The organism is Pseudoalteromonas sp. bablab_jr011 (assembly GCF_016464045.1).
GTDB lineage: Bacteria > Pseudomonadota > Gammaproteobacteria > Enterobacterales > Alteromonadaceae > Pseudoalteromonas > Pseudoalteromonas lipolytica.
This window is the reverse complement of sequence record NZ_JACDWU010000132.1, coordinates 100155-124370: the sequence shown is the minus strand read 5'-3', so window position 1 is coordinate 124370 and position 24216 is coordinate 100155. Positions and strand designations below refer to the sequence as shown.

Here is a 24216-nt window from a genome sequence, read left to right as displayed (position 1 = left end):
TCAAGATAATACAAGTCTTATCGTTAACAAGTAAGCCCATCAGGTGGGGTTGCTTGTTAACAAGTAACTTACAGTTATCGTAAATTACTCCCTTATTGCACACCAGATTATCATTCCAGCTTAATTTTCAATGAAATAGTCTTAGAAATTAAATCTTATTTAATCTAATTTACCGTTTTTAGTAAAAAGTAAAGTTAACAATATTTACAATGTAAAAGATAACTATTATCATTCAGTTTTATTTTTAGGTGCACTTTACGATGAACAAAGCAGTACTTTCTCTCGCGGTGTCATTGGCTTTGACACCACTTTATAGTGTTGCGAATGATGACATTCAAGCCCAACTCGAAAAACTTCAACAACAACTCCTTGAACAACAAAAAGCGATTGATTACTTAAAAAGTCAATTAGATGCGAAAAACACCCAGCAAGTTGCAGTGCAGCAAAAAGCCCCAGTTGTTACTGAGCAAGCAACCCCAATTGCTTCAGTCGCAAGCAAAAAAGACTCAAAACTTACTTTTAAAAGCTATGGTACTTTGCTTTACAAAAGTGACGAAGTGTTTGCCAACGTTCAAGATACTTCACCAGAGCGCCGCGCCACTACAGACTTAGAGCGAGTTGTCACTGAGTTTGAATATGAAATTGATGATAAGTGGAAAGTCGAATTTGAACTTGAGTATGAGCATGGCGGTACAGGTACCACGCTTGAATACGATGGCTTTGAAGAATTTGGCGAATTTGAATCAGAAGTTGAAGCGGGTGGTGAAGTCATTGTCGAAAAGCTGCAACTAGAATATGAATATAACCCTAACTTTACTGTCAAGTTTGGTCATATATATGTTCCGGTAGGCTTAGGCACAGACTTAAACAAGCCTGATCAATACTTTACCACGACTCGCCACTGGGGTGAGGCAACCATGATCCCGCAAGTTTGGCACGAAACTGGAGTTAACTTAATTTCTCGTTGGTCTGACTTTACACTGCAAACATTGGTGACGACAGGTCTTAACTCTGAATACTTCCGTTCGACTAATTGGGTCGCGGGTGGTGCACAGCAACGCTTTGAAGAAAATACCGCAGATGATTTAGCGCTCACATTACGCCTTGATTATGGCAATGTTAAAGCTGGTAAAGGTTTTGGTGTTAGTTACTATACGGCAAACACATCAGATAACCGTCGCAATCAGGGCAAACTCGATGAGGATGGAAACGTATCTATCCTCGGGTTACATGGTGCATGGACGTTAGATGATCTTGTGTTTCGTGGTCAGTACTTATATGGCGAGTTAGAAGACTCAGTTGCTATCACTGCTGCGAATAAAACAACACCGGGCCTGCGTCCGGGAAGCTTTGCACAGCTTGGTAGCAAAGCAGAATCTGCATTTGTAGAAGCCGCTTATAATATGCAGGGGCTGTTTGATTTATCTTCGCCGCTTTATGTATTTACCTCGTTTGATTATGCCAACCCAATGCTTGAAGTGGCCAGTGGTGCGGCTATCCATCGTTACGACATTCGTGAGCTTAACTTTGGTTTAAATTACCTTCCAAACAAAAACTTAATTCTAAAACTTCAGGGCGGTCAACGTTATTACGCACAAGACGATATCGATGACACGACTCACTTTAGCGCCTCTCTTGGCTATAAATTTTCTACAGAACTATAAAGGAATCTTGGGATGAAAACTGTATTAAACAGCATTACAGCTGTCATTTTAGCGTCAACACTTGTTGCATGTGGTTCGTCTTCTTCGGACGATTCTTCAGATACAAGCACACCTGTTACTGAAGTAACAGGCTTTAGCTATGACGCAACAGATTTAATTGAAAACATAACTGAGCAAGTGATTGTAGATGGTTATGAAATGCTAAACAGCAAGGCGGCTGTTTTACATAATGCGACACTGACATTATTAGAAAACAAAAACGAAGCCGCGCTGCTTGCTGCTCAACAAGCATGGAAAGATGCACGTGTATTCTGGGAGCAAGGTGAGTCGCATATCTTTGGTCCTGTTGATAGCTTATCAATTGATCCACACCTTGATACTTGGCCACTGAATACAGCTGATTTAGAAGCACTACTTGCAAGTAACACAACGTTCTCGGCTGATAATGTAAAGAACTTTGACGATGGTGTACAAGGTTTCCACACTATGGAGTTCTTATTATTCGGTAATGGCGTTGAAGATAACGATAAGTCAATTGATGAAATGACTGTGCGTGAAATGGAATACCTAATTGCATGTGCTGAAGTATTCAATATTCATACACAAAGCCTTGTTGATGCATGGGGTATATCAGCAAATGCGGATGATGAACCTGCTTATAAAGATTATTTATTAACGCCGGGTAATGATAAATACTCATCTGAGTTAGGTGTTATTGAAGAGTTAGTCAATGGTGTTATCGGTATTGTTGATGAGGTAGGTAACGGTAAAATTGCAGAACCATTTGGTACTAGCAAAGACACAGCTGACACATCATTGGTTGAATCACAATATAGCTGGAACTCATTAACCGACTTTAGCAACAACATTGTTGGTGTACAAAATGTGTTTTTAGGCACATTCAGCGATGAAAACGACAGCCCAGGCCTAAAAGCATTCATTACTGCCGGTGACGCTGAGCTAGCAGCGAAAGTTGAAACTCAAATTACAGCAGCGATTGCAGCGATTGATGCCATTGCAGGTGCAGATGATATGCCATTTAGACAAGCGATTAAGGATGATGCAGGTCGCGTTCGAATTCAAACAGCGATTGATGCGTTAGGTGAATTACAAGCGACCCTTGAAGAAGAAGTAGTGCCACTTATCAAAGAGTGGAATTTATAATCGCTGGGGAAGCATTTGCTTCCCCTCTTTGCAAGATACCGTCATGAATGTAAAAGCAATTAAACCAATTCTATTTGCTTTCACAGCCTTATCTTTAGTGGCATGTGGAAGTAAAACCAGCGATAAAAGCGCGACCGAAACGACCACACCACCACCGACAAGTAGCGAAACGGATCCAAATTATATTGATGTCGTTGCGTTGGCAGGTGATGCGACAGCCCTCGATACCAATAATTCAGGCCATGGTTTCTCTACACCTATGCCTAATTTAAGTGATTCAGAACGCGATATTCACTTAACTGGCGATGCTAATTTTGAAACATCCTTTACGACAGCCCCGAATGATGCACACCCGGAACTCGATGGTTTAGGGCCAGTTTTTAATAACAATAACTGTAATGCTTGTCACCAACGAGATGGTCGCCCAAGTACTATTGTTCCAACCGGTGAACAGCAAACTGTGAAGTTAGCGAATGATGCTGGGATCTTTTTACGCGTTAGCTTAGCCGATGGCGTGTGTGAAATGCCAAGTAATATCAATGATTTTTGTCAGGTTACAGGCGTTGAAGGGTTTGGGGATCAACTCTTTCACCGGGGGATTTTACAAGCCCGTGAAGACTGGCAAACGCATAATTTTGGTGGCCAAGCTGATGTATATCTAAGCTATGATTACACGGAGTTTAGCTACCCAGATGGCAGTACTGTCACGTTGAAAAAGCCGATATTTACTATCGATAATGCATGGGACTCACCTGAAAACTTCAGTTTAAGTGCCCTTGCCAATGAAGATGTACGTTTTAGTGCCCGTAATGGTATGCCTGTCTTTGGTCTTGGATTGCTTGAAGCGATTGAAGAGCAAGATATTCTAGCGCTTGAAGATGTCGATGATGCCGACAACGATGGAATTTCTGGTAAAGCAAACTGGGTATTTGATGCTGTTAAGGCTCAAGCGGGTGATGAAAACCCTGTATCACTTGGACGATTTGGTTGGAAAGCCAGTACACCATCAGTCAGACAGCAATCTCTGGGTGCACTGCGTGGTGACATGGGGGTAACGAACTCATTGTTCCCTGAAGAAAGCATTGCCAATACATTAATGCACGAAAGTTATTTATCTCGTACTAACTATCAAGATACTGGTTCTGATGAGCAAGGATTGCCAGAAGCCAGTGATGAGTTTGCTGATACGGTCGTGTTTTACGCAGAAACACTTGCTGTGCCAGCACGTCGTAATGTAGCAGACGAAGGTGTTAAAGCCGGTGCACGTTTATTCGATGATTTAAACTGTACTGGTTGCCATACGCCTCGTTTTGTAACCGCAAATGGTGCCGCTTTATTACTGGGCGGTGTTGCAGCGCCTGCGGCAGTAAAAGGGCAAGAAATTTGGCCATTTACCGACATGTTGTTGCATGACATGGGTGAAGAGCTCGCAGACAAACGTCGTGATTTTATGGCAACAGGCCGTGAGTGGAAAACGCGTCCGCTTTGGGGGATTGGTTTAACGAAAACAGTTAACCCTGCCGCTGGTTTCTTACATGATGGGCGTGCAGCAACGCTTGAAGAAGCTATTTTATGGCATGGCGGCGAAGCTGAAAAAAGTAAGCGTGAATTTACTGAGCTTTCAAGTGTTAAACGTCAGCAATTAATCAGTTTTTTACAATCACTATAGCTTTTAATCTCTTTTAAAAATGCACTGTAAATGCCCTTTACAGTGCATTTTCGCTTGCTTCATTCATTAATGATTCAATGCTGAATAAAAGGGGGGTCTTGTGCTCTTTACTAAATACTTTAAAGTTAATTGCGAGGGTGTTGCTATGAATTTGCTCAACTAACTTCAAGGTTTTTTGTGTGTGAGGTCTAAAAATAGCAATTTTTTGATGTAAAACCTTGTGCTCATAATTTGCCAAAATAGCATGAATATTGATCATTGCCAGTGCACCAAGTGTTACATGCCCACCGATGCACACATCTATTTTTTCAGCTGCGGCTCTGAGTGGCCAGTTTATTGCGCCAACGAGCACATCGGTGCGTCGTTTTTTTTCATTTAATGCGCGAATGGCTCCTAATGCCATCGCATCATTAGCGCTCCAAATAACCTGAATATCTGGATGATGAGTTAATAGACCTAAGCTTTGTCGGTATGCTTGTGGCGATGACCAATTAGCAACACCTTGTGCTGCAATGTTTACTTGTGCATGTTGAACAGTAAACGCTTCAAGCCCTGTTTTACGATCTAGAGCGGCAGGGGTCGTGTGATCACCATTAATAGCATAAATGCTGGCAGGGAGTTGGGCTTTAGAAATGAGCTGTTTTGCCAGTAAGTGTCCCGCTTGAACGTTATCTGGCACAACACTGCCAGCAATGTTAATCCCTTTGTTTTTGAGAGCGCGTAGTTCGTTGTCAGTTGGACGATTAAGTAAAAAGTAAATAGGGGTACTAAAAGCCGGTAAACTTAAAAGTTGCTTTGTCAATACGCCTTTTTCATCTACAAGAACAAGCATATCGGGTGATTGTTTTACTGCATCAGCCACTAATTCTTTCATCAGTATATGATTTCTATTTGCATAATGAATGGTCAAGTTCAGATCAAAATCTTCAGCTGCATCGCGCATTAACTGTGAAACTTCATACCAAAACGGACCGGTAACATTGGTGTTTGCATGCCCCGGATTGATAAATATAACGTTGTATTGTGCATAGGTGCTCGGTAAGAAAGCCAGCAAAGCAATGAATAGCACGGTTTTTAACATAATATTTTATAAATTTAAGAGTGAGAGTTAATCGATTATACAGTTAATACCAGAGGGTTACGACCCACTCTTTGGCTTAAATGGAGGCTAGGTTTCACTCTTTTTAAAGCGTATAATTGGCACATTATTCTTAAATAGGGCTCAACATGAAAACGCTTTTTGTGTGCTTTTTGACACTTTTTTCTCTTAGTAGCATGGCAGATGCACCACTGGATCTTGAAGCTAATATGAAAAATATGGGGCTGGCTTATAAAAACTCAGTGCGCGCTACTGACCTAGACTCTTTTAATACAGCCATCGATGAGTTTATTCATCTACTAGAGAAAGCAAAAAAGGCTGATTTTAAACAGCATGAAAGTGAATCTTTAGAGGGACTTGATAAAGTTATTCAGCAAGCAAAATCCGCGAAGCAGCTTGCAGAAGTACAGGGGTTAGAAGCTGCAAAAGCCCCCCTTAAGTCAATTGATCAATTACGAAAAAAATACCATGAACTTCATGAGCCACCAGGTTTTTGGGAGTTATTATTTGGTAAATAAAAAGGTGCTTAAGCACCTTTTTTAACGTTTCTTTTTACCCTGAACGGCTTTAAAACGCGGGTTTTCTTTATTGATCACATAAAGACGCCCTTTGCGTTTTACTATTTGACACCCAGAACGAGTTTTAGCGCTTTTTAAAGAACTCAGTACTTTCATTTTTGCTCCGTATTAGGCGGTTATTTGCTTGCTAGGTTTTTGAAGCGACGGTTAAATGCGGCGACACGACCATCACTTGCCACCGCTTTTTGTTTACCGGTGTAAAATGGGTGCGAGTCACTTGATACATCAATTGGTACATAAGGATATGTTTTACCTTCTAGCGCGATTGTCCGTGATGTTTTAATTGTTGAACCAATTATAAAGTAGCTGTCTGCGGCTGTATCGTGAAAAGCCACTTGTTGGTAATCCGGGTGAATGTTAGGTTTCATCTCTTTAATCTGTGTTATGTGATAATATAACAGTTATTGTAAAGTAAATATAGGGAATGTTCAAGATAAAAATAATTCTTATTTATGCATGCTAAATAGCATTAAAAATAAGCAGTGTGAGCAATCCTTAAGCAGTTGAATTCAAAAAACTGGCTATTGTCTTGAAGGCTGTTATAACTAGGTATACGCGCTTATACAAAGAGAAGGAGTAAGGCAGTGAACGATGAAATTCAAACTGAGCAGTTAGACCAAAATGTAATGAATACGCTTCGTGATAAGGATCATTCTACACTTGCACACCGCGTCGATACGTTATTATTTAGCCATAACGATATCATTGAACTGTTAGCGCAGTATCTTGCTTTGAGTGAACAAGAAGACGATGAACGTTTTGATACTTGGTTTGATAACTTAACGAAAGAACAGCATACGGTAGTGAAAACCTTTGAAGTGTATCGTGGTCAATATGAGCACCTAGATTAGACTTTTAATCACATTTTAATGTATGACTTAAAATATAAAATGCATTGCTAGCCCAGCTTATAAACTGTTTGTTTTCCTCACTTTCATGGTGATAGGCATGTTTAGTAATGCTTAGTTACTACTCATTATCTCGCCCAAAAAGTTGACTAATTTTAAAACCCACCTTGAAACTTTATATTTTGGCCTCAGTGAAGTAAGTAAGCTCATCATACCAATTTGCAGTAATACTTAATCATTTTGAGCTGCTAAATCTGAGATTAGCTGCGTCAAAATAGCGCTCTTAATTAAGCAAATTGGTATAACCAATACTTCAAAAGGAGAGGTTATGTCACACCATGTTATTGAAATGCCTGATTTAGGTATCGGTACGTTTCGCCTAGAAGGAAAAACAGCTTACAATTCAGTGAAAATGGCACTCGATATCGGTTTTAGACACATCGACACGGCGCAAATTTATGGTAATGAGGAGCACGTCGGTAAAGCGATAAAAGACAGCTCTGTGCCTCGTAGTGAGATTTTTATTACAACCAAGGTTTGGAATGACAAACTTAACAGCGCTCAGTTTATTGAGAGCGTAAAGCAGAGTTTAGAAAAGCTTCAACTCGATTATGTTGATTTATTACTTATTCACTGGCCTTCTGCGTCTAACGGAGAAAAAATGAGTGAATACTTAACCGAGCTCAAAAAAGTAAAAGAGCTGGGTTTAGCAAAACACATTGGTGTTTCAAACTTCACAATTGCTAATCTAAAAGAGGCCATGCAGACCCTTGACGCGAGGGAAATATTTACTAATCAAATTGAAGTACACCCTTATCTGACGAACACTAAGTTACGCGCTTTTTGTCAGCAACAGGGTATTCATGTTACGGCTTATATGCCATTTGCCGTGGGTGAAGTGCTAAAAGACGACGTGATTGTTGATATAGCTAAAAAGCATGATGCGAGCCCTGCTCAAGTTGTCCTTGCGTGGATAAATGCACATAAGATGACGACGATTCCATCATCAACGAAGCGAGAAAATTTAGCGGACAATTTTGATGATTCCGTAAAACTTGATCACGAGGATTTAGACAGAATTGATGCGCTTGACAAACATAAGCGCCTAGCCAATCCAGATTTTGCACCTAATTGGGATTATTAAAGTAAAAAAGCCGCCTTAATGGCGGCTTTACTCTTCTAGCGTTTACTATTTCAACATGTAGGCACGCATGGTAATTTGCTCTGCTGAGCTTGAACCATAGTCTGAGATCACTGTTCGAATGTGAACAAACTCACCTGTATTCCCTGTATTTGGAATTGTGGCTGTCCATTCACCATCCACTTGTTCTACTTTCGCATCTTGCCAGTTCTCTGTTGAGAATTTTTCTGACACAGGGCAGTAGATGTAAGCAGGCACCGATTCAATGGTACATTCTTTACCGTATGCATATTGGAATTGCACATTCGCTAATGCAACGTCGCCGACGCCATCAAGTAGCCCTGTGAGCTTCACTTTTGCTTCTTCACCTACTGACATTGTGTTGTTGATGTCAACAGGTAAATCAATCATAGGTACAAGTACGGGTTGCACACCTTGTTGGTACTCGTTAGCAGTAAAGGTGTAATAACCTAGGTACAGTGAACCAAGGCTATCATTTACAGGTGAACGCTCGCCAACACCACGTGCATATGAACGCATTCCTAGAGTAATTTGATGATCGCCCGGCTCAAGTGTTAATGCCCCTTCTGTAGGAGATGCAGGCTCACCATTTAAAGTTAAGCCAAACGCTGAGCTGCCAATATAACCAAAAATACCATCGTGATTAGCTGCATCGCCAAACGAGGCAAGGTTAAAATGAAGCACGTTGGTATCACGCGTGATAATAGGCGCGCCACTGCTACCTAAAGCACCGCCACGTGGACCTTTGAACCATGAGGTCGTCTCTTGTGCACCTTCAGTCATTGCTCTTGGCCCATCAAAATAAGCCCCAGCGCTTTCAATTTTATGGTTAGGCATGACAATATTTGTCCAGCCATTTTTGGCTGTCGCGGTGTAATACTCGTCACGTACTTGTGGAAGCATGATCAATTGTGTGCTGCCCGTTGAGTAAAACTCTCCCGTACTGTTGGTCATTGCCATGACATCGGTCCATGCAGGACGCTCATCATTTTGTGAGTGATACGTCGCCGTAATCTTATGCATTTTGTGTTCGGCAATATTAATTTGACCAGACTGAATATGGCCATCAGTAATGTGGTTGATTGAATAAGCATAAGGTGAACGCTCAGCAGCAACACCTGACCAAGTAATAATATTATTACCCGCTTCAATCTCGGCCATTAGCGCTTCGCCTTCTTCAGAGCTAATACCAATAACAGGCACTTTTGGTGTGCCAGTCACGGTGCCTTTGTATCGGCCTTCACGCCCCGGACGATAAAAAATAACACCCGTAGCGCCATGCTTCATTGCATTCCCGACCATGTAATTGGTTAGGTAGTTAGGGTTTGCGATTAAAGCAATTTTGCCATCAAGATCAAATTGGCTCCAGTCGGTACTATAACCGGCATCACCAACAGGTAATACTTCTGCTGAACCTTCACCATGGAACGATAATGCAAGGCCTTGTTTGATGTAATCAAACTCGACACCATTTTGCATTTTTACAGTGGTTTCTGGTGCAACTGCACGGGTTGTAATAAATGAGCGAAAACGACTGTCATGACCTTGTGACCAAGCATACATATCATTTACATAGTCAGGCGCCATCTCGATAGCTGCTAACTTGGCTGATTTTTCATCATCAAGTGCGTATGTAAAACCGAATGAGTAACCTTGTGGATCAAGGGGTTGTTCTGCTTTAAAGGTCACTTGTTGTGCATTACGCGCATCAAAGTTAATTTCAGTCGCGCCATCTACTTTTTTGTTAAGCACTGCCATTTGTGCCGCTGACTCAACAAGTCCCGAGTTAGAGTCAGGGTTATCAAACGTCATGATATTTGCGATTAAAGTATAATAACCCGCAGGTACATTGATATCGGCTTTACCGTTATTTAATCTAACGATACTGCCCCAATCATCTTCTTCATTAATTAAATAAAGTTTTGATGGTGACGTTGCATTGTGCCCCCAGCGGTCTGTTAGGTTAACGGTTAAATTAACCTGAGGCTGGTCAATCCAGAATGATACAGGCACAGTAACTTGTTGGTCTAAATTACTGACCGTTGTACCAGTGATACGGCCTGTAATGGCACCGTAAGCACCGTTATTAAGTGCAACACTTGGGTCAATCCACATAGGTACTTGTGCTTCGCCATTCGCTGGAACAGTCACTGATTTTGCATCTAAGCCAGCAAGTGTTGCTGGGAGTTGCGTTTTACCGTCTTCGCCAAGTAGGTCTAATTTTAGTTTCAGCGTAATGTCGGTATCAGACGTGTTTGTTAAGGTTACGTGTGTATGCGTAAGCTCATCATTGATAGCGTTTTGGAAAAAGCCAAGCTCTCTATTTGCGGGTGCTACAATAGCTTGTGAAATTGCGCGGTCAACGTTCATTGCGCCTGCACCTTGCTCAAGCACGTGCGAATCACCGCTAAATACGGATGATGTAAGCACGTCTTTTAACTCTTTTGGTGTTAAGTCACCGCGCGCCTGCATAACCAGAGCTGCACCGCCGGCAACATGTGGTGCAGCCATAGAGGTACCCGAATAAACACGATAGGCTGTTTCGCCTAATCCACCTGATGCTGCAGCAACAACAGATACGCCTTGCGAAGCGATATCAGGCTTTGCTGAATGACCATCAGGTGACGGGCCGCGTGATGAAAACGACGCTGTATTGCCTTCACGGTCTATTGCACCAACAGTCAGTGCGCTTGGGGCACAACCGGGTGAACCGATCGTTTCGCGCGTAAAGCTGTTACCAGCAGAAATAACAAATAATGCTTTGTCGCTAAGTGCCTCAACCATGTCTACAAGTGGGCCACTACACGTTGTAGCTGTACCACCTAAAGACATATTAACGATGTCGGCATTTTCAGAAAGCACAGCCCACTGCATACCACTTAATATACCGTATGTTGAACCAGAACCAACATTACTAAGTACTTTGCCTATGATGAGATCCGAAGCGGGTGCAACACCCACCCATTTACCATCTGATTCATGACCATTCCCCGCAACCGTTGAAGCAGTGTGAGTTCCGTGACCATTAATATCATCAACGCCATTGCTTGAATAAGTAAAATCGCGAGATGCAATTACGCGACCCTGTAGGTCTGGGTGTTCAATGTCGTAACCCGTATCAAGCACTGCGACTTTAATGCCAGCACCATTATAATTAATAGCTGATTGACCGTAAGCGCCCGTTAATGGCACCGTTGGGGTCAGCGTATTGGCGCTGCTTACTTTGTGAGCATGGACAACGGCATCTAGCCAAATACCTTCAACATTTGCTTCAGCAATAAGAGACTGCCATGTTTTAGCGGCGTTTTCTTTTGTGATAGCAAAGGCTGCACTGTCGATTAGTTCAATTTCACCTGTTAATGACATGCCAGACAATGCTTTAGGCACGGCGCTGCCGGCTAACGTCCCGTCTCGGTATTCAACAATAACGGGTAAAGCATTAGTAGACGCATCGTCGTAACCCGATTCATACAATTTGTTGATGTTGAAAAGTTCTAAATCAATTGCCTGTGAATCAACAAATGCTTGCGCATGGGCAGGGACTACATACGTATTATTTCCCCGTTTAAAAATACTGGTGAAGGCATCAGAGCCATCAGCATTTAGCAGACGAATACCGCCTAATTGGCCATCTTTATTAACAATGGCAGACACTTTATCGCCTGTTATTAACGTAAATGTTAGGGCATCAGCGGATGTTTTATTTGTAAAAGCAGTGTTTTGTGCCGCTACTGGTTGCGCTAAGCTCAAACCGAGCATAGCCAAGTAGGTCGCTTTTAATCGACCCAGCCTTGGAAAAGGTTTCATCTATTTATCCTTTATTATGATGTGATTAGTTTGAATAGAGGAGTTATTACAAGGGTGTCAAAACTGCAAAAATGACAAAAGAAATAACTCAACTACATCAATCTAACGACTAAAAAGATGAAAACCTACAAAACAAATGTACCAAAGTGTATTAACCAAAATGTAACAACGTATACATTGTTGCAACCTTGTTCAGGTGTTCAGTTACCCTTCATTTTCAGAAGAGGAAAGGGAGTGTTTGTCTCTATTTTACCGATAAATCGTATTTAGCAACCACGCTATCAATGTAACGATAGCGAAGCGTATTTTTACCTTCGTTGCCTGTACCATGACTCAATGCGCGGTTCATTAGCTTTAATGCTTTATGAAGAGCTTGGCGTTCATCAGCAGATAAGCCCGTTTTAGTGCGTAGTTCGGTGATATCATCAATAAGTAATTTGGCGACATCAAGCTGAACAGCTTCCTCTACTAAGCCATTTTGGGTCAAGACACCATATTTACTGCACAAGAATTGTTGCCACACTTGTTGTAAATGCTCGTCAATTTCAGCGCCAAATAATTCTTCATCTATTGCAAAGCCTTGCTCAGTGAGCTTACTTAATTGTGCCGAATAATGTTGGGCAAAATAATTAAAAGCTTGGCATGATGAGTTAATATCATGTTTGATGATTAGCTGACCCCAACTTGCGGCACCGCGAGGGTAGTAGTCTTGGTATTCTTCGCATTGGTAAATGCCAGAATAAGAGCTGCACTCTAATTGGCTTTGCAAGCAATAACTCGGCTTTGGAAATAGACTACTTTGCTGCCATGCTCCCAGTGTATCTTCATCAATCGAGAGGGTTTGACACAGCTCTTCTGTGGTATAAAAGTAGGTTGCCAAGAATTTAGAAAGTTGCATTATCAGTCACTCACAATAAATACTGTTTATTTGTACAGTATTTAATTTTGTCTTAACTTTGTCCATTTCACAAGTTTTTTATTTATTACGTTACATTACTCGGAAATTGCCTGTGTTTATGATACAACTAGCGCAAATTTTCCAAACATTAAAATAGTTATGCGTAGCCTAGAAACAATTAAACAAGCAAGCTTGATCACTGCAATTAAAACGCCTTACCTAAGCAACGGTGAAATTGATCTTGCCTGCTATGATGACCTTGTTGAACAACAAATCGCAGCGGGTGTTGACGGTATTATTGTAGGTGGTACAACCGGCGAAGGCCAACTAATGAATTGGGAAGAGCACTTGATGCTTATTGCACACAGTGTCAGTAAATTCTCATCTCGTTTACTTATTGTGGGTAACACAGGTAGCAATAACACGCGCGAAGCTATCAAAGCGACAGAATATGGTTTTGCAACGGGAATGGACGCAGCATTGCAAATTAACCCGTATTATGGACGTACTTCATTGGCTGGAGTAAAAGAGCACTTTAAGCGTTTACTTGATATTGGCCCAGCATTTATCTACAACGTAGCAGGGCGCACAGGGCAAGATTTAACCCCTGATATTATTGAACCGTTAGCACAGCACGAAAACTTTATTGGTGTTAAAGAGTGTGGTGGCAATGAGCGTATTGCACATTACGAAAAACAAGGTATTGCATGCTGGTCAGGTAATGATGATGAAAGCCATGATGCGCGTCATATTTATAACGCACACGGTGTTATTTCAGTGACATCTAACTTGATCCCAGGTTTGTTTCGTCAATTAATGGACGAAAAAAATGATGCATTAAACACCAAGCTACAGCCATTAATGAACTGGTTGTTTTGTGAGCCAAACCCAATCGCAATAAACACAGCATTAATGATGACGGGAGCCGTCAATCCGGTATTCCGCTTACCCTACGTACCGTTAGCACCTGCACAACAAGAAGTGGGTTTAGGCTATATTAATGAACTAAATGTTGCTGACATTGTGGGAGATAAAGCTCAACTTTTAGCCGAAAAGGATGTTATTTTACGCTAAAAATGAATTGGCGCTTGATAATTACATTGAGTGTTTTTTATTATATTCCTGTTCTATATAATCGATGTACTTGCATCGATTATATTTATCAACACTGCATTACTTTTATGCCCTTATCCTGAGCATACATTTAGGTTTTTCTCCATAGTATCAATAAATATGCTTAACTTTTGAAAAATTTGCTAGGGTTAATTTTTAGTTAACGTTATACTTTTTTGGAAGTTAATTTTTCAAAAAAGGAATATAATGGAAAAGAAATGTTTTTTAGCATTAATTTTGATTGGAACGTTTGTAATATCTGGTTGTACAAGTGCCACGCGGCAAGTGACTAACGAAAGTATAAATAAGAATGCTCCAGTAGTTAGTGCGACTCAAATTGAAGAGTTTAAAGGGCTTAAAAGAACGGTCGCTATTGCACGCTTTAGTGATGAGACTAAAAGAGGTAATTCATTTTTATTAGACAGTAATAATAATCGAATAGGTAAACAAGCATCAGATATATTAGCTGCAAGGTTAACGGATAGTGGAAAGTTTATTATGATTGAACATGATGCCATCGCCTCACTCCAACCTAACTTAACTAATCAAAACCAAATTACGTTTGTCCATAAAAAAGCAGATGGTGCAAATAAAGTCGGCTTAGAAGCTCGTTCGATTGGGGCTGAACAGTTAATTATTGGCTCAGTTTCAGAATTTGGACGAACTACAGAAAGCGAAGTAGGAGTGTTCAGTCGAAATAAAATTCAAAAAGCAACTGCCACAGTCAATATTAGATTAGTCGATATTAAAACAGGGCAAATTTTATTTTCTGAAGAGGCTACAGGTGAAGCACGTTCAGAATCTAACAGAGTGCTTGGCGTAGGTGAAACGGCCGCATTCGATACAAGTTTAGACGATAAAGCGTTATCTGCTGCTATTTCTAAATTAACTTCTAATGTTATGGAGAACTTACTCGATAAACCTTGGCAAGCTTATATAGTGTCTGAGCAAGGGAGTAACATAATTATTACTGGAGGTAAGAATCAAGGTTTTAAATTAGGAGATAAGCTCATTGTAAAAAAACGTGGAGAGATCATTACAAATCCTCAAACCGGTTTGCCACTTGAGTTACCACGACAAGAACAGGCAAAAATTGAAATAGTTGGCTTTTTGGGGAGCGGTAGTAACAGTCTGTCGCTGTGTAAAGTTATTTCGGGTGACGTGCAATTATCAGATAAAGAGAACTTGGTCGTAGAGGAGGTTCAACTATGAGTAATACGGCTCGTATAATTTTGGTATTGTCAGTACTTTTTTTAAGCGCTTGCTCAAGTAGCTACAGATCAGTCACTCAGGTTGAGGACCGTGGTATTTTGCAATTAAACGGAAATTTTTGGGGTACATCTTTAGAGCTTGACTCTGAAGCTGCAGTTATTATAAATCGAGATACATTTTCATCATATTACAAAGATGGCAAAGAGTTAATCGAATTTCCTGTAGCACCAGGATCTCATAAGGTTCATTTGAAGCGCGATGGTAAAACAATAGTTCTAAGAACTATCTATGTTGGGAATGGAAATATATTTGAGGTGGTAGTTCCATGAGTAAGTTAGTTTTTATAACTTTGTTAGTTTTAATTTTATGTGGATGCCAAACAAACAAAAGCATCTATTTTTGGGGCGACTATGCAGATACTGCCTATCAATATAAACATGAGCCAACAGAAGAAAGCTTCCAAGAACATTTGGCTACATTAGAAAATATTGTTGCTTCTGCTGAGGCAAAAAACAAAAAAATACCTCCAGGTATATATATTGAACTTGCAATGATGTACTCGTCGATTAATAAAAATGAGCAAGCAAAAGAAATGTTAAACAAGGAACAATCTTTATTTCCTGAATCATCTCAATTTATTCAGCTCGTTAATCAGAAGCTACTTGGTGGAGCTTTATAATGAAAAAAATACTATCATTAACATTTATTTTAGTCTTTTTAGCAGGTTGTAAGACAAGTCCTGTTTTGACTAAAGGTGAAGCATATCCAAATATGTACAAAAATAAGCCTCTGTCTATATTAATCGTCCCAGCAGTTAATCAATCTACCGCAGCTGATGCAGCTCAATTGTACGCTACAACGATTGCTGAACCGGTTGCAGAGGCGGGTTATTATGTAATGCCAGTGCCTGTAACTGATGCTATATTTCAATCAGAAGGGATCGTTGATGGTGCACAGTTAGAAACACTTTCAATGGAAAAAATACGGGATATGTTTGGTGCTGATGCTATTTTGTTTGTTAAAATAAATCGTTGGGAAACAAACTATTATGTTACCGGAGGCGATGTCACAGTGGGAGCATCATTTAGATTGATTTCGGCTCATACAGGTGATGAAATCTGGAAGTACAGTGATGCTGTTGTTATTAATACATCGGGTAATTCGGGTAATTTGATTGCAGATATGATTAGCACCGCAATTAATACAGCGTTAACTGATTATGTTCCTATTGCAAGACAAGTGAATTTTAAGGTGATGAACACACTTCCTGCAGGTAAATACAATGAACTAGCTGATAAGGATCAGTTACAAAAGGTAGTCGTATTAGATAAAACTAATTTTTAAATCGTTAAAAGCTAACCTGTAATTTATTTTTGCTGTATAATTTGCGACCCTTGATATGATGGCCGCAGGTTATACAGCATGAACTTTAAATCGTTTAGTTTTTCTTCTGAGCTCTTACAGGCATTAGAAGAACTTAATTTCCATACGCTTACTCCCGTTCAACGCAGTGCAATTCCTGCGGTACGAAAAGGGAAAGATGTACTTGCTAGCGCACAAACAGGCACCGGTAAAACCGCTGCGTTTGCGCTGCCACTTATTCAAAAATTATCTGAATCAACCTTAAGTGATAACAATGCGCCGAGCGCACTTGTGCTTGCTCCGACGCGTGAACTTGCTGAGCAAATCGCCAATAACGTTAAAGCGTTTGCTAAATACACGGCACTAAAAACAGTGTGTTTATTTGGCGGTGTTAATTTAGCCGGACAAGCAAACGATCTTAAAGCGGGTGTTGATATCGTTGTGGCGACACCTGGTCGTTTATTAGATCATCTTCGTTTGGGTAATATCAGCTTAGCAAATGTAAAGCATTTGGTTCTTGATGAAGCAGACCGTATGCTCGATATGGGTTTTATAACTGATATGCAAACGGTTATAAACGGCTGTGATGAAACACGTCAAATTTTACTCTTTTCAGCAACGTACCCCGCGGCGATAAAACAGTTTGCAAGCAAAGTTCTTAAGCAACCTGAAATTATTCGTGTCGATCAAACAAACAGTACAGCAGAAACCGTACAGCACGTTGTTTATCCTGTTGAAGAGCGCCGTAAACAAGAGCTTCTTTCAGAACTGATCGGTAAGAAAAATTGGCAGCAAGTGTTAGTGTTCGTCAACATGAAAGAAACAGCCGATGAGCTCGTTAAAGAATTGAACCTTGATGGTATTCCTGCGGCTGTATGCCATGGTGATAAAACCCAAGGTAACCGACGTCGTGCACTACGTGAATTTAAAGAAGGTAAAGTACGTGTGCTTGTTGCAACTGAAGTTGCAGCTCGTGGTATTGATATTGAAGGCCTTCCACGAGTGATCAATATTGATTTACCTTGGCTTGCTGAAGACTATGTACACCGTATTGGTCGTACAGGACGTGCTGGTAAACCGGGACAGGCAATCTCATTTGTAAGTCGCGAAGAAGAGAATACGTTATTCGATATTGAAAAGTTAATTGGTCAACGTATTAACCGTATAGTGCTGCCGGGTTATGAAGTAAGTAATCGTGAAGTCCTGATCGACAAAATTGGTAAAAAGCCATCTCATTTACGTCGTAGCCGAAGCAATAAGCCATCAGGGCAGGCAACCGGCGAAGCCAGAGCCAAGAACCGCTCGCGTATTGCTAAAGTGAGAAAATCACTTAAAGGCAATAAACTTAGCTTAAAAAAATAGCGTTTATTGGTCGTAATTAGCCCCATCGCCTTTCGGCCATGGGGCTTTTTTGAACCTAAAACTAGTCCAAAAGGAGTGTTTTTGTTAATTTTTATGGTTAAAAGAGTGGTTTGTTATTAACAAGTGTACCTTGTTGAATTACAATTGCTTTTTTAATCAATGAAGTCGTGTAATTTGTGCGCACGTGTCTAAATGGATGTTTATGCTGTACTTAAAAAAAATAATAACCCGTGTTGTAAAATCCTGCCTAATTTTCAGTTGCGTCAGTATTTCTTCGCTAGCAACGGCTAGCGACAAAGTGGAGTTTGCTTTAGCGCATATTAAAGAATCAATCAGTGTTGATGGCGTTATGGATGAAGCTCATTGGCAACAAGCAACAAAAGTACCGCTAAAATATCAGAATGAGCCTAATGAAAAGGGCACGCCACCGGTACACACCGATGCCTACCTGTATGAAGATGGCCAATACTTGTACGTTGGCTTTATTGCTAAAGACCCTGACCCATCACAAATTCGTGCAGCACTTCGTGACAGAGATACACTGTGGCAAGACGATAATGTTGCCCTGATGATCGATACCTTTAACGACGAACGAACGGGTTATGAGTTTTACGTAAACCCACTAGGTGCGCAAGGCGATATGCGCATGACCGATATCGACGATTGGGTGGAAGACCCATCATGGGATGCAATCTGGGATAGTGCAGGTCAAATTACCGATGAGGGTTATGTGGTTGAGATGCGCATTCCCTTTACGGCACTGCGTTTTCCAAAAGGTAAAGAACAACTGACTTGGAGCTTGGCTGTTTGGCGTAATTATCCGCGTGATGTGTTTTATCAAATGTCTAACGTAGGCTTTGACCGTGATGTAAAATGCAGTTTTTGCCAGTTTGATAAACTAACAGGGTTTGCTGACATGACACAAAGTATGAATATTCAGCTTACCCCGACTTTAACTGCGCTTCGTAATGATACAAAAAATATGCTGCCAGGTGATTGGCAAAATGGAGATGTTGATACAGAAGCAGGCCTTGATTTACGCTGGGGCGTCACACAAGATGCAGTGATTAATGCAACGATTAACCCTGACTTTTCGCAAGTTGAAGCGGACTCTCTTGAACTTGATGTTAACACCACTTACTCGATTTATTATGCTGAAAAACGCCCATTCTTTTTAGATGGAGCATCCTATTTTAAAACCAGTCAGTTCGAGTTGTTATATACACGCACAATAGCTGAGCCTGACGTAGGCGTTAAGTTAACAGGCAAGACCGGTAACCACAGCTATGGGTTTATATATGCAGATGATGACAACACCAGTGTGTTATTACCAACCAACCAAGGCTCATATTTTGCAAATCTAGGCGATAAAACTCATGCCGCTGTGGGGCGCTATCAATTTGATATTGGTCAAAAAGGCACTATTGGGGTTATGAGTACACACCGGGAAAATGATGATTATCATAACTCGGTATTATCACTCGATGGCAGTTATTGGTTTAACCAAACAGACAGCTTGCAATACCAAGTTGCAACAACCGATACAAAAAACTCTGATTTTTTAGTTGATGTTTATGGCTTAGAAGAAACGCAATCAGATCAGGCCTATAAAGTAGAGTTTAGTCGTACCAAACGTGATTATGAACTGTATGCAAGTTATGAAAACATTGGTGAGGATTATCGCTCTGACTTAGGTTATCAAGCAAAAGTTGACTATAAACAAGCTCAACTCGGAGGCGGTCAAACCTGGTATCGTGATGCCGATGATATTATCACTGAGTACAGCTATAATGCTGAGTGGGATAAAACCTGGGCACAAAATGGTGACCTACTCGAAGAAGAATACGATGGCTTCTTTACCTTTAAAGGTAAAATGCAGTCACAGACTGAAATCGGCTTTATTCACCGCAATGAATTTTACGCAGGGCAGTTCTTTAATCAAAACATCGCTTATATTTATGGCGGTTTTAGGCCCATCCGCGATATCCGCTTTTTACTGTATGCTCTGTATGGCAGCAAAATAGACTACAGCAATGCGAAACTTGGCACGATGGTGCGTGTCGAGCCTGAAATGACTTGGGATATTAATGACCACTGGCAAGTTCAGTTAGAGCATAGTTATAGCTACCTTGATAATGAGCAAAATGAACGCGTTTATACTGCAAACCTCACTGATTTACGTGTGTATTATAAATTTAATATGCGCTCAATGCTCAAGCTGGTATTGCAATTTAAAGACATAGATCGTGATAAAGATGCCTATTTTTCTAACGTGAGTGAAATTAACCGTGATTTCGCCAGCCAATTAGTGTATTCATACAAAATAAATTCACAAACCCTGTTCTATTTAGGTTATTCGGATAAAGGCTATCAGGATGACTCTTTAAAAGAGCTAGAACGTGATCAACGAACATTTTTCACAAAACTAAGCTATGCATGGCAGCTTTAGAATCAGGGTTTGCCAAACATAACGTGAAAACTCGTGTTATCCCAGCAAACTATGTTTTAAAACATCAAGCGTACCAAACGGATATTACATCGGCTAACACGGATGGCTGTGATGCAGTTGCTTTTTATGTCGCTAATTGGCATTGGGATCTCGCCCTGTACATGGCGTATGCTAATATTTGGGTGATGGATCCTGAGCAAAAAGAAACGATTGCTCAAGCAAGCTACCGCACTGGTGGTGGGCTAGATAAGTTTATTGATGCTAATGATAAAATTATCGAACTGGTCGATGCGATGTTTCAGCAAGTTGAAAGCAAAAACAAAAATAAATCAGAAAAAACAGCGATCTAATTAAGTTGGTCAGCCTATGGCTGACCAATCTCTTCTTTAACTTTATTTCTTACCACACTTTCAAGGCTTTTCAGGCCCCATTGTTTACCGGTTTCAATTGCTTCATCTATCGGTTTTTTAAGTGTCACAGCATGATAAAGCGCAACCAATGCACCCACACGATTACTACTAGCACAGTGCAATAAGGTGGTTTCTTGTTGATGTGTTTGCAATAAGGCTTGAAGTTTTGTGGCATTCTCAAGCGTAATATCTGCTTTCGAACGAACTGGAATATGGTAGTAATTCATACCGAGTCCACTTACTAACTCTTTCTCTGACCAGCTAGTTTCATTATCGCCGCGCAAGTTAATAACTGTTTGCAGCCCCACGTCTTTTAACTTAGCAAAGTCTGTTTGGCTGGGTTGACCCGAGGTATAAACAGACTCTGATTGTGCTTTTAAGTTTAAAATATCAAGTTGTGTTACGTCTGTTTGAACGGCTATCGTTGAAAACGACAGTAAAGCGAATAACGCTAAGTGTATGAGCTTATTCATAATGTCTCTTTAAATTAGGTTAATGTTCGGTATAAACAGTTCGCACGCATGCCCAGTCTATGATGACTTATTCAGTAAAGGCGTGGTTACTTAGGATGATAAAATGTGTTTTCATCCCTTTTTACACTGCTTTTATGTATTTACTCTAATCTGTCGGATTAAAAATGTACATCTTAGTTTGAAATTTGATTGTTGTGCTTTAAAAGAGAAATAACTATCAAAATTGAGTAACTAAATTTCATTGAAGTAAAGCACAATGGCGGCTCCCTCTAGACTACTCCCACTATGAATATTGATACCAATACCAAAATTATCGAACCATGAGGTCCAGTGACGGCTGTCCCACAAAAAGCCAAGGCCATATTCATAAAAGTGATCAGTGCCAAACGCAGCTGGGCTATCTCCACCTAAGTCAATGCGTTGCCCTTTAATGTAGAAAGCTTGTTCAAAGGGGCCCACTTTGAACATATTAAATTTAGCTTTTATGCCATTAAGTATCCGTGTTGTTTCAGGCTTTGCACTTTCAATTTCGTTAGGTTGTGATAAAGCCCAGCCGTAATAATAATTAATATTTAACTTATATTCATAATAGCCCCAATGTCGAGGCAATCTATAAACCATAGACAGGCTGGGATTTAACACCAGCGCATTACTGTTTAAATTGGTATAGAGATTGTTGGTTAGCGGTTTTAATACGTCACGGCTTTGCTGAGAGTTATAATCGTAGTCATTGTCGTAATGTAGGTAGTGGCTATTTAAGCCAATAATATAGGACCATTTTGAGCCGAGTGCTTTTTCAGCATTAATGCCAAACGTGGCGCTATAGACAGTTTCAGAAATAGAGTCGGATTGGGCTTCGTCAAAGAGTGAAATGAAATCAGCTTGATTCAAATAACTGACCCGGCCGTTTATATGCCACTTATGTTCATAGTAGGGCTGTTTTGCCTCCCATGAGAAAGGAACACTGTATAAGCGCAACTTTTTGCGAAGGGCAATGCTCTCGCCATCTTTATTGGTAAAGTGAGGGTTAAATATTTCTTGAGGATCAAAATCACCAAACCCCAAGGTAATACTGTCGCCATCAGTAAGTACTAAAGACGTTGATAAGGCAGTTTCAAGCTGTTTGGTTGGGTTTGCTTGCAAACTGAAAGTCATTACACAGCATAGTAAAGTACAGACTTTTATCGGTAACGTCATAAAAAATAAAGGATAGGAACAGGAGTAATAATCATAGAAGTATATACACAGCCTCACAACAATCGAAACAAAAAAGCCAAGTATTCTACTTGGCTTTTAAACGTTAATCGTGATTAAGGTTGGTAATAAATAGGTGATTCAGGTCCAACCGGAAGGCCTAATACAAATACCCAAAGATAAAATAGGGCAACCCAACCGACAAAGAAAATCATGCTATAAGGCAACATAGTGGCGACAAGTGTGCCAATACCCATGTCTTTTTTGTATTTAGTGGCAACCGCCAAAATTAAACCAAAGTAGCTCATCATTGGTGTAATTAAGTTTGTCACAGAGTCACCTATACGGTATGCCGCTTGAATGGTTTCGGGTGCGTAGCCAATTAGCATTAACATAGGTACGAAAATAGGTGCTGTTACTGCCCACTGTGCAGAGGATGAGCCTAAACTCAAGTTAACTAGCGCACACATTAAAATAAAGAGTACGAAAACCTCTGGGCCTGTTAGGTTTAAAGCTTGCAGAAGTGCAGCACCATTGATAGCTAAAATAGTACCTAGATTAGTCCATTTGAAAAAGGCAACAAATTGAGCTGCAAAGAACACCAAGACGATATACATGCCCATAGAGCTCATACTTTTACTCATCGCATCGATGACGTCTTTATCGTTTTTCATCGTGCCGACAACTCGGCCATAGACAAATCCAGGAATACCAAACGTGACAAAAATAAAAACCACGATGCCTTTTAAGAAAGGTGAGTGTGCAACTAAGCCTGTTTCAGGGTTACGCAAAATGCCATCGTCAGGAACAATGGTCCATGCAAGTAACAGCGACACAACCAATAATGAGACACCCGCCCACTTTAACCCTGATTTTTCTTTTGCCGTTAAGCCTGCGATATCGTTTTTAGGTAAGTCATTACTTGCTTCTTCTGGGTTGTATTTACCTAAGCGTGGTTCAACAATCTTTTCGGTAACGAAAGTGCCTAAAATAGCAATTAGGAATACCGAAATCATCATGAAATACCAGTTAGCTTCGGCGCCTACTTGATAATTGGGATCAATCATTTGTGCAGCGGGTGTCGTAATACCCGCTAACAGTGGATCAATCGTACCTAGCAATAGATTCGCACTGTAACCACCTGATACCCCTGCAAATGCTGCAGCAAGACCTGCTAATGGATGACGCCCCAAGCTGTGGAAAATCATTGCGGCTAAAGGAATTAATACAACATAACCAAGCTCAGATGCAGTATTTGATAATATTGCCGCAAAGACCACCATAAACGTGACTAAACGTTTTGATGCACCCATGACCATGCCGCGCATTGCTGCAGAGAGTAGTCCCGAATGTTCAGCAACACTGACACCTAACAGAGCAACTAATACAGTGCCCAGCGGGGCGAAACTGGTGAAGTTGGTTACAAGACCTGTCACAATACGTTGCAAGCCTTCAGCGCTAAGTAAGCTGACTACTTCAATCACACCATCAGGATCGCGGCCAGCGGCACCTTCGGGGCGCGGGTCTATGGCACTTAATCCAAACCAATCTGCAACACCGCTAAAAACAATAATTGCCACACAAAACATTGCAAAGAGTGTGATTGGGTGGGGGAGCATATTCCCTAAAAATTCGACAGTCGCTAGGAACCTGTTAAACAATCCATTGTTATCACCATCGTTTGTGGTTGGTGAATCTACTGCTTTTGACATATCCAGTTCTCATAATTACAAAATGGCGTTAACCTAGCAT

The 24216-nt window shown here is 40.7% G+C and carries 22 protein-coding genes; 14 read left to right on the top strand and 8 right to left on the bottom strand.

Annotated features, from left to right (window positions below):
• Window positions 1-260 precede the first annotated feature (260 nt).
• From JIG41_RS06005 to JIG41_RS05995, 3 genes are read left to right on the top strand one after another with little or no spacing between them, the layout of a single operon-like run.
• Window positions 261-1664, top strand: coding sequence for a hypothetical protein (locus tag JIG41_RS06005; RefSeq protein WP_075593222.1), 1404 nt, complete (start codon window positions 261-263; stop codon window positions 1662-1664).
• 12 nt (window positions 1665-1676) lie between these two features.
• Window positions 1677-2828, top strand: a complete 1152-nt coding sequence (locus JIG41_RS06000; RefSeq protein WP_074988755.1) for an imelysin family protein — start codon at window positions 1677-1679, stop codon at window positions 2826-2828.
• A gap of 43 nt (window positions 2829-2871) precedes the next feature.
• On the top strand, window positions 2872-4497 hold the full coding sequence (locus JIG41_RS05995) for a di-heme oxidoredictase family protein (RefSeq protein WP_075593224.1): 1626 nt from the start codon (window positions 2872-2874) through the stop codon (window positions 4495-4497).
• 37 nt (window positions 4498-4534) lie between these two features.
• On the opposite strand, the gene JIG41_RS05990 is transcribed toward JIG41_RS05995, so the two are convergent.
• The gene (locus tag JIG41_RS05990) at window positions 4535-5578 is read right to left on the bottom strand and encodes an ABC transporter substrate-binding protein (RefSeq protein WP_199524420.1); all 1044 of its coding nucleotides are present in this window, start codon (window positions 5576-5578) and stop codon (window positions 4535-4537) included.
• Window positions 5579-5724: 146 nt separating this feature from the next.
• On the opposite strand from JIG41_RS05990, the gene JIG41_RS05985 reads away from it, so the two are divergent.
• Window positions 5725-6114 carry a cytochrome b562 gene (locus JIG41_RS05985; protein WP_182396500.1) on the top strand — a complete coding sequence of 130 codons (390 nt, stop codon included), beginning with the start codon at window positions 5725-5727 and terminating at the stop codon, window positions 6112-6114.
• A 21-nt stretch (window positions 6115-6135) separates the two neighbouring features.
• Here JIG41_RS05985 and ykgO read toward each other — a convergent pair whose 3' ends face one another.
• Both ykgO and JIG41_RS05975 read right to left on the bottom strand, forming a co-directional pair.
• Window positions 6136-6270, bottom strand: coding sequence for a type B 50S ribosomal protein L36 (gene ykgO / locus JIG41_RS05980; protein ID WP_065979009.1), 135 nt, complete (start codon window positions 6268-6270; stop codon window positions 6136-6138).
• A gap of 20 nt (window positions 6271-6290) precedes the next feature.
• Complete coding sequence (locus tag JIG41_RS05975; protein WP_036972134.1) at window positions 6291-6542, bottom strand: type B 50S ribosomal protein L31; 252 nt, start codon at window positions 6540-6542, stop codon at window positions 6291-6293.
• A gap of 258 nt (window positions 6543-6800) precedes the next feature.
• On the opposite strand from JIG41_RS05975, the gene JIG41_RS05970 reads away from it, so the two are divergent.
• Both JIG41_RS05970 and dkgB read left to right on the top strand, forming a co-directional pair.
• Window positions 6801-7025: a hypothetical protein gene (locus JIG41_RS05970; protein ID WP_206770714.1), complete on the top strand. Its 225-nt coding sequence runs from the start codon at window positions 6801-6803 to the stop codon at window positions 7023-7025.
• A gap of 325 nt (window positions 7026-7350) precedes the next feature.
• Window positions 7351-8166: a 2,5-didehydrogluconate reductase DkgB gene (gene dkgB, locus JIG41_RS05965; protein ID WP_199524419.1), complete on the top strand. Its 816-nt coding sequence runs from the start codon at window positions 7351-7353 to the stop codon at window positions 8164-8166.
• A gap of 45 nt (window positions 8167-8211) precedes the next feature.
• Here the strand turns inward: dkgB and JIG41_RS05960 are convergent, their stop codons facing one another.
• Together JIG41_RS05960 and JIG41_RS05955 are read right to left on the bottom strand one after the other, a co-directional pair.
• A complete protein-coding gene (locus JIG41_RS05960) occupies window positions 8212-11991 on the bottom strand; it encodes a S8 family serine peptidase (protein ID WP_075593227.1) in 3780 nt (1259 codons plus the stop codon).
• A gap of 244 nt (window positions 11992-12235) precedes the next feature.
• Complete coding sequence (locus JIG41_RS05955; protein WP_036972129.1) at window positions 12236-12889, bottom strand: DUF6058 family natural product biosynthesis protein; 654 nt, start codon at window positions 12887-12889, stop codon at window positions 12236-12238.
• 159 nt (window positions 12890-13048) lie between these two features.
• Here JIG41_RS05955 and dapA point away from each other — a divergent pair, with 159 nt between their 5' ends.
• From dapA to JIG41_RS05915, 8 genes are all read left to right on the top strand, one after another.
• A complete protein-coding gene (dapA, locus tag JIG41_RS05950) occupies window positions 13049-13963 on the top strand; it encodes a 4-hydroxy-tetrahydrodipicolinate synthase (protein WP_074988758.1) in 915 nt (304 codons plus the stop codon).
• Window positions 13964-14209: 246 nt separating this feature from the next.
• Window positions 14210-15214, top strand: a complete 1005-nt coding sequence (locus JIG41_RS05945) for a CsgG/HfaB family protein (RefSeq protein ID WP_199524418.1) — start codon at window positions 14210-14212, stop codon at window positions 15212-15214.
• Window positions 15211-15543: a hypothetical protein gene (locus JIG41_RS05940; protein ID WP_199524417.1), complete on the top strand. Its 333-nt coding sequence runs from the start codon at window positions 15211-15213 to the stop codon at window positions 15541-15543. Before JIG41_RS05945 ends, JIG41_RS05940 begins: the two co-directional genes overlap by 4 nt.
• Window positions 15540-15893 (top strand): DUF4810 domain-containing protein, encoded by a 354-nt coding sequence (locus JIG41_RS05935; protein ID WP_199524416.1) that lies wholly within the window; start codon window positions 15540-15542, stop codon window positions 15891-15893. Before JIG41_RS05940 ends, JIG41_RS05935 begins: the two co-directional genes overlap by 4 nt.
• Window positions 15893-16558 (top strand): GNA1162 family protein, encoded by a 666-nt coding sequence (locus JIG41_RS05930; protein ID WP_199524415.1) that lies wholly within the window; start codon window positions 15893-15895, stop codon window positions 16556-16558. The genes JIG41_RS05935 and JIG41_RS05930 overlap by 1 nt, the downstream gene beginning before the upstream one ends.
• 78 nt (window positions 16559-16636) lie before the next feature.
• The gene (locus JIG41_RS05925; protein WP_036972099.1) at window positions 16637-17938 is read left to right on the top strand and encodes a DEAD/DEAH box helicase; all 1302 of its coding nucleotides are present in this window, start codon (window positions 16637-16639) and stop codon (window positions 17936-17938) included.
• 202 nt (window positions 17939-18140) lie between these two features.
• Window positions 18141-20387: a DUF5916 domain-containing protein gene (locus JIG41_RS05920; RefSeq protein WP_409372718.1), complete on the top strand. Its 2247-nt coding sequence runs from the start codon at window positions 18141-18143 to the stop codon at window positions 20385-20387.
• On the top strand, window positions 20375-20737 hold the full coding sequence (locus tag JIG41_RS05915; protein ID WP_249406616.1) for an Sbal_3080 family lipoprotein: 363 nt from the start codon (window positions 20375-20377) through the stop codon (window positions 20735-20737). Before JIG41_RS05920 ends, JIG41_RS05915 begins: the two co-directional genes overlap by 13 nt.
• 14 nt (window positions 20738-20751) lie before the next feature.
• On the opposite strand, the gene JIG41_RS05910 is transcribed toward JIG41_RS05915, so the two are convergent.
• From JIG41_RS05910 to JIG41_RS05900, 3 genes are all read right to left on the bottom strand, one after another.
• On the bottom strand, window positions 20752-21270 hold the full coding sequence (locus JIG41_RS05910) for a protein tyrosine phosphatase family protein (protein WP_199524414.1): 519 nt from the start codon (window positions 21268-21270) through the stop codon (window positions 20752-20754).
• Between the two features lie 231 nt (window positions 21271-21501).
• Window positions 21502-22467, bottom strand: a complete 966-nt coding sequence (locus JIG41_RS05905) for a Solitary outer membrane autotransporter beta-barrel domain (protein WP_283246042.1) — start codon at window positions 22465-22467, stop codon at window positions 21502-21504.
• Between the two features lie 113 nt (window positions 22468-22580).
• A complete protein-coding gene (locus tag JIG41_RS05900) occupies window positions 22581-24176 on the bottom strand; it encodes an AbgT family transporter (RefSeq protein ID WP_036972087.1) in 1596 nt (531 codons plus the stop codon).
• Window positions 24177-24216: the final 40 nt, after the last annotated feature.

Coding starts and splice junctions, on each gene's coding strand:
- JIG41_RS06005 (WP_075593222.1), top strand. CDS start 261: ATGAACAAAGCAGTACTTTCTCTCGCGGTGTCATTGGCTTTGACACCA.
- JIG41_RS06000 (WP_074988755.1), top strand. CDS start 1,677: ATGAAAACTGTATTAAACAGCATTACAGCTGTCATTTTAGCGTCAACA.
- JIG41_RS05995 (WP_075593224.1), top strand. CDS start 2,872: ATGAATGTAAAAGCAATTAAACCAATTCTATTTGCTTTCACAGCCTTA.
- JIG41_RS05990 (WP_199524420.1), bottom strand. CDS start 5,578: ATGTTAAAAACCGTGCTATTCATTGCTTTGCTGGCTTTCTTACCGAGC.
- JIG41_RS05985 (WP_182396500.1), top strand. CDS start 5,725: ATGAAAACGCTTTTTGTGTGCTTTTTGACACTTTTTTCTCTTAGTAGC.
- ykgO (WP_065979009.1), bottom strand. CDS start 6,270: ATGAAAGTACTGAGTTCTTTAAAAAGCGCTAAAACTCGTTCTGGGTGT.
- JIG41_RS05975 (WP_036972134.1), bottom strand. CDS start 6,542: ATGAAACCTAACATTCACCCGGATTACCAACAAGTGGCTTTTCACGAT.
- JIG41_RS05970 (WP_206770714.1), top strand. CDS start 6,801: ATGAATACGCTTCGTGATAAGGATCATTCTACACTTGCACACCGCGTC.
- dkgB (WP_199524419.1), top strand. CDS start 7,351: ATGTCACACCATGTTATTGAAATGCCTGATTTAGGTATCGGTACGTTT.
- JIG41_RS05960 (WP_075593227.1), bottom strand. CDS start 11,991: ATGAAACCTTTTCCAAGGCTGGGTCGATTAAAAGCGACCTACTTGGCT.
- JIG41_RS05955 (WP_036972129.1), bottom strand. CDS start 12,889: ATGCAACTTTCTAAATTCTTGGCAACCTACTTTTATACCACAGAAGAG.
- dapA (WP_074988758.1), top strand. CDS start 13,049: ATGCGTAGCCTAGAAACAATTAAACAAGCAAGCTTGATCACTGCAATT.
- JIG41_RS05945 (WP_199524418.1), top strand. CDS start 14,210: ATGGAAAAGAAATGTTTTTTAGCATTAATTTTGATTGGAACGTTTGTA.
- JIG41_RS05940 (WP_199524417.1), top strand. CDS start 15,211: ATGAGTAATACGGCTCGTATAATTTTGGTATTGTCAGTACTTTTTTTA.
- JIG41_RS05935 (WP_199524416.1), top strand. CDS start 15,540: ATGAGTAAGTTAGTTTTTATAACTTTGTTAGTTTTAATTTTATGTGGA.
- JIG41_RS05930 (WP_199524415.1), top strand. CDS start 15,893: ATGAAAAAAATACTATCATTAACATTTATTTTAGTCTTTTTAGCAGGT.
- JIG41_RS05925 (WP_036972099.1), top strand. CDS start 16,637: ATGAACTTTAAATCGTTTAGTTTTTCTTCTGAGCTCTTACAGGCATTA.
- JIG41_RS05920 (WP_409372718.1), top strand. CDS start 18,141: ATGCTGTACTTAAAAAAAATAATAACCCGTGTTGTAAAATCCTGCCTA.
- JIG41_RS05915 (WP_249406616.1), top strand. CDS start 20,375: ATGGCAGCTTTAGAATCAGGGTTTGCCAAACATAACGTGAAAACTCGT.
- JIG41_RS05910 (WP_199524414.1), bottom strand. CDS start 21,270: ATGAATAAGCTCATACACTTAGCGTTATTCGCTTTACTGTCGTTTTCA.
- JIG41_RS05905 (WP_283246042.1), bottom strand. CDS start 22,467: ATGACGTTACCGATAAAAGTCTGTACTTTACTATGCTGTGTAATGACT.
- JIG41_RS05900 (WP_036972087.1), bottom strand. CDS start 24,176: ATGTCAAAAGCAGTAGATTCACCAACCACAAACGATGGTGATAACAAT.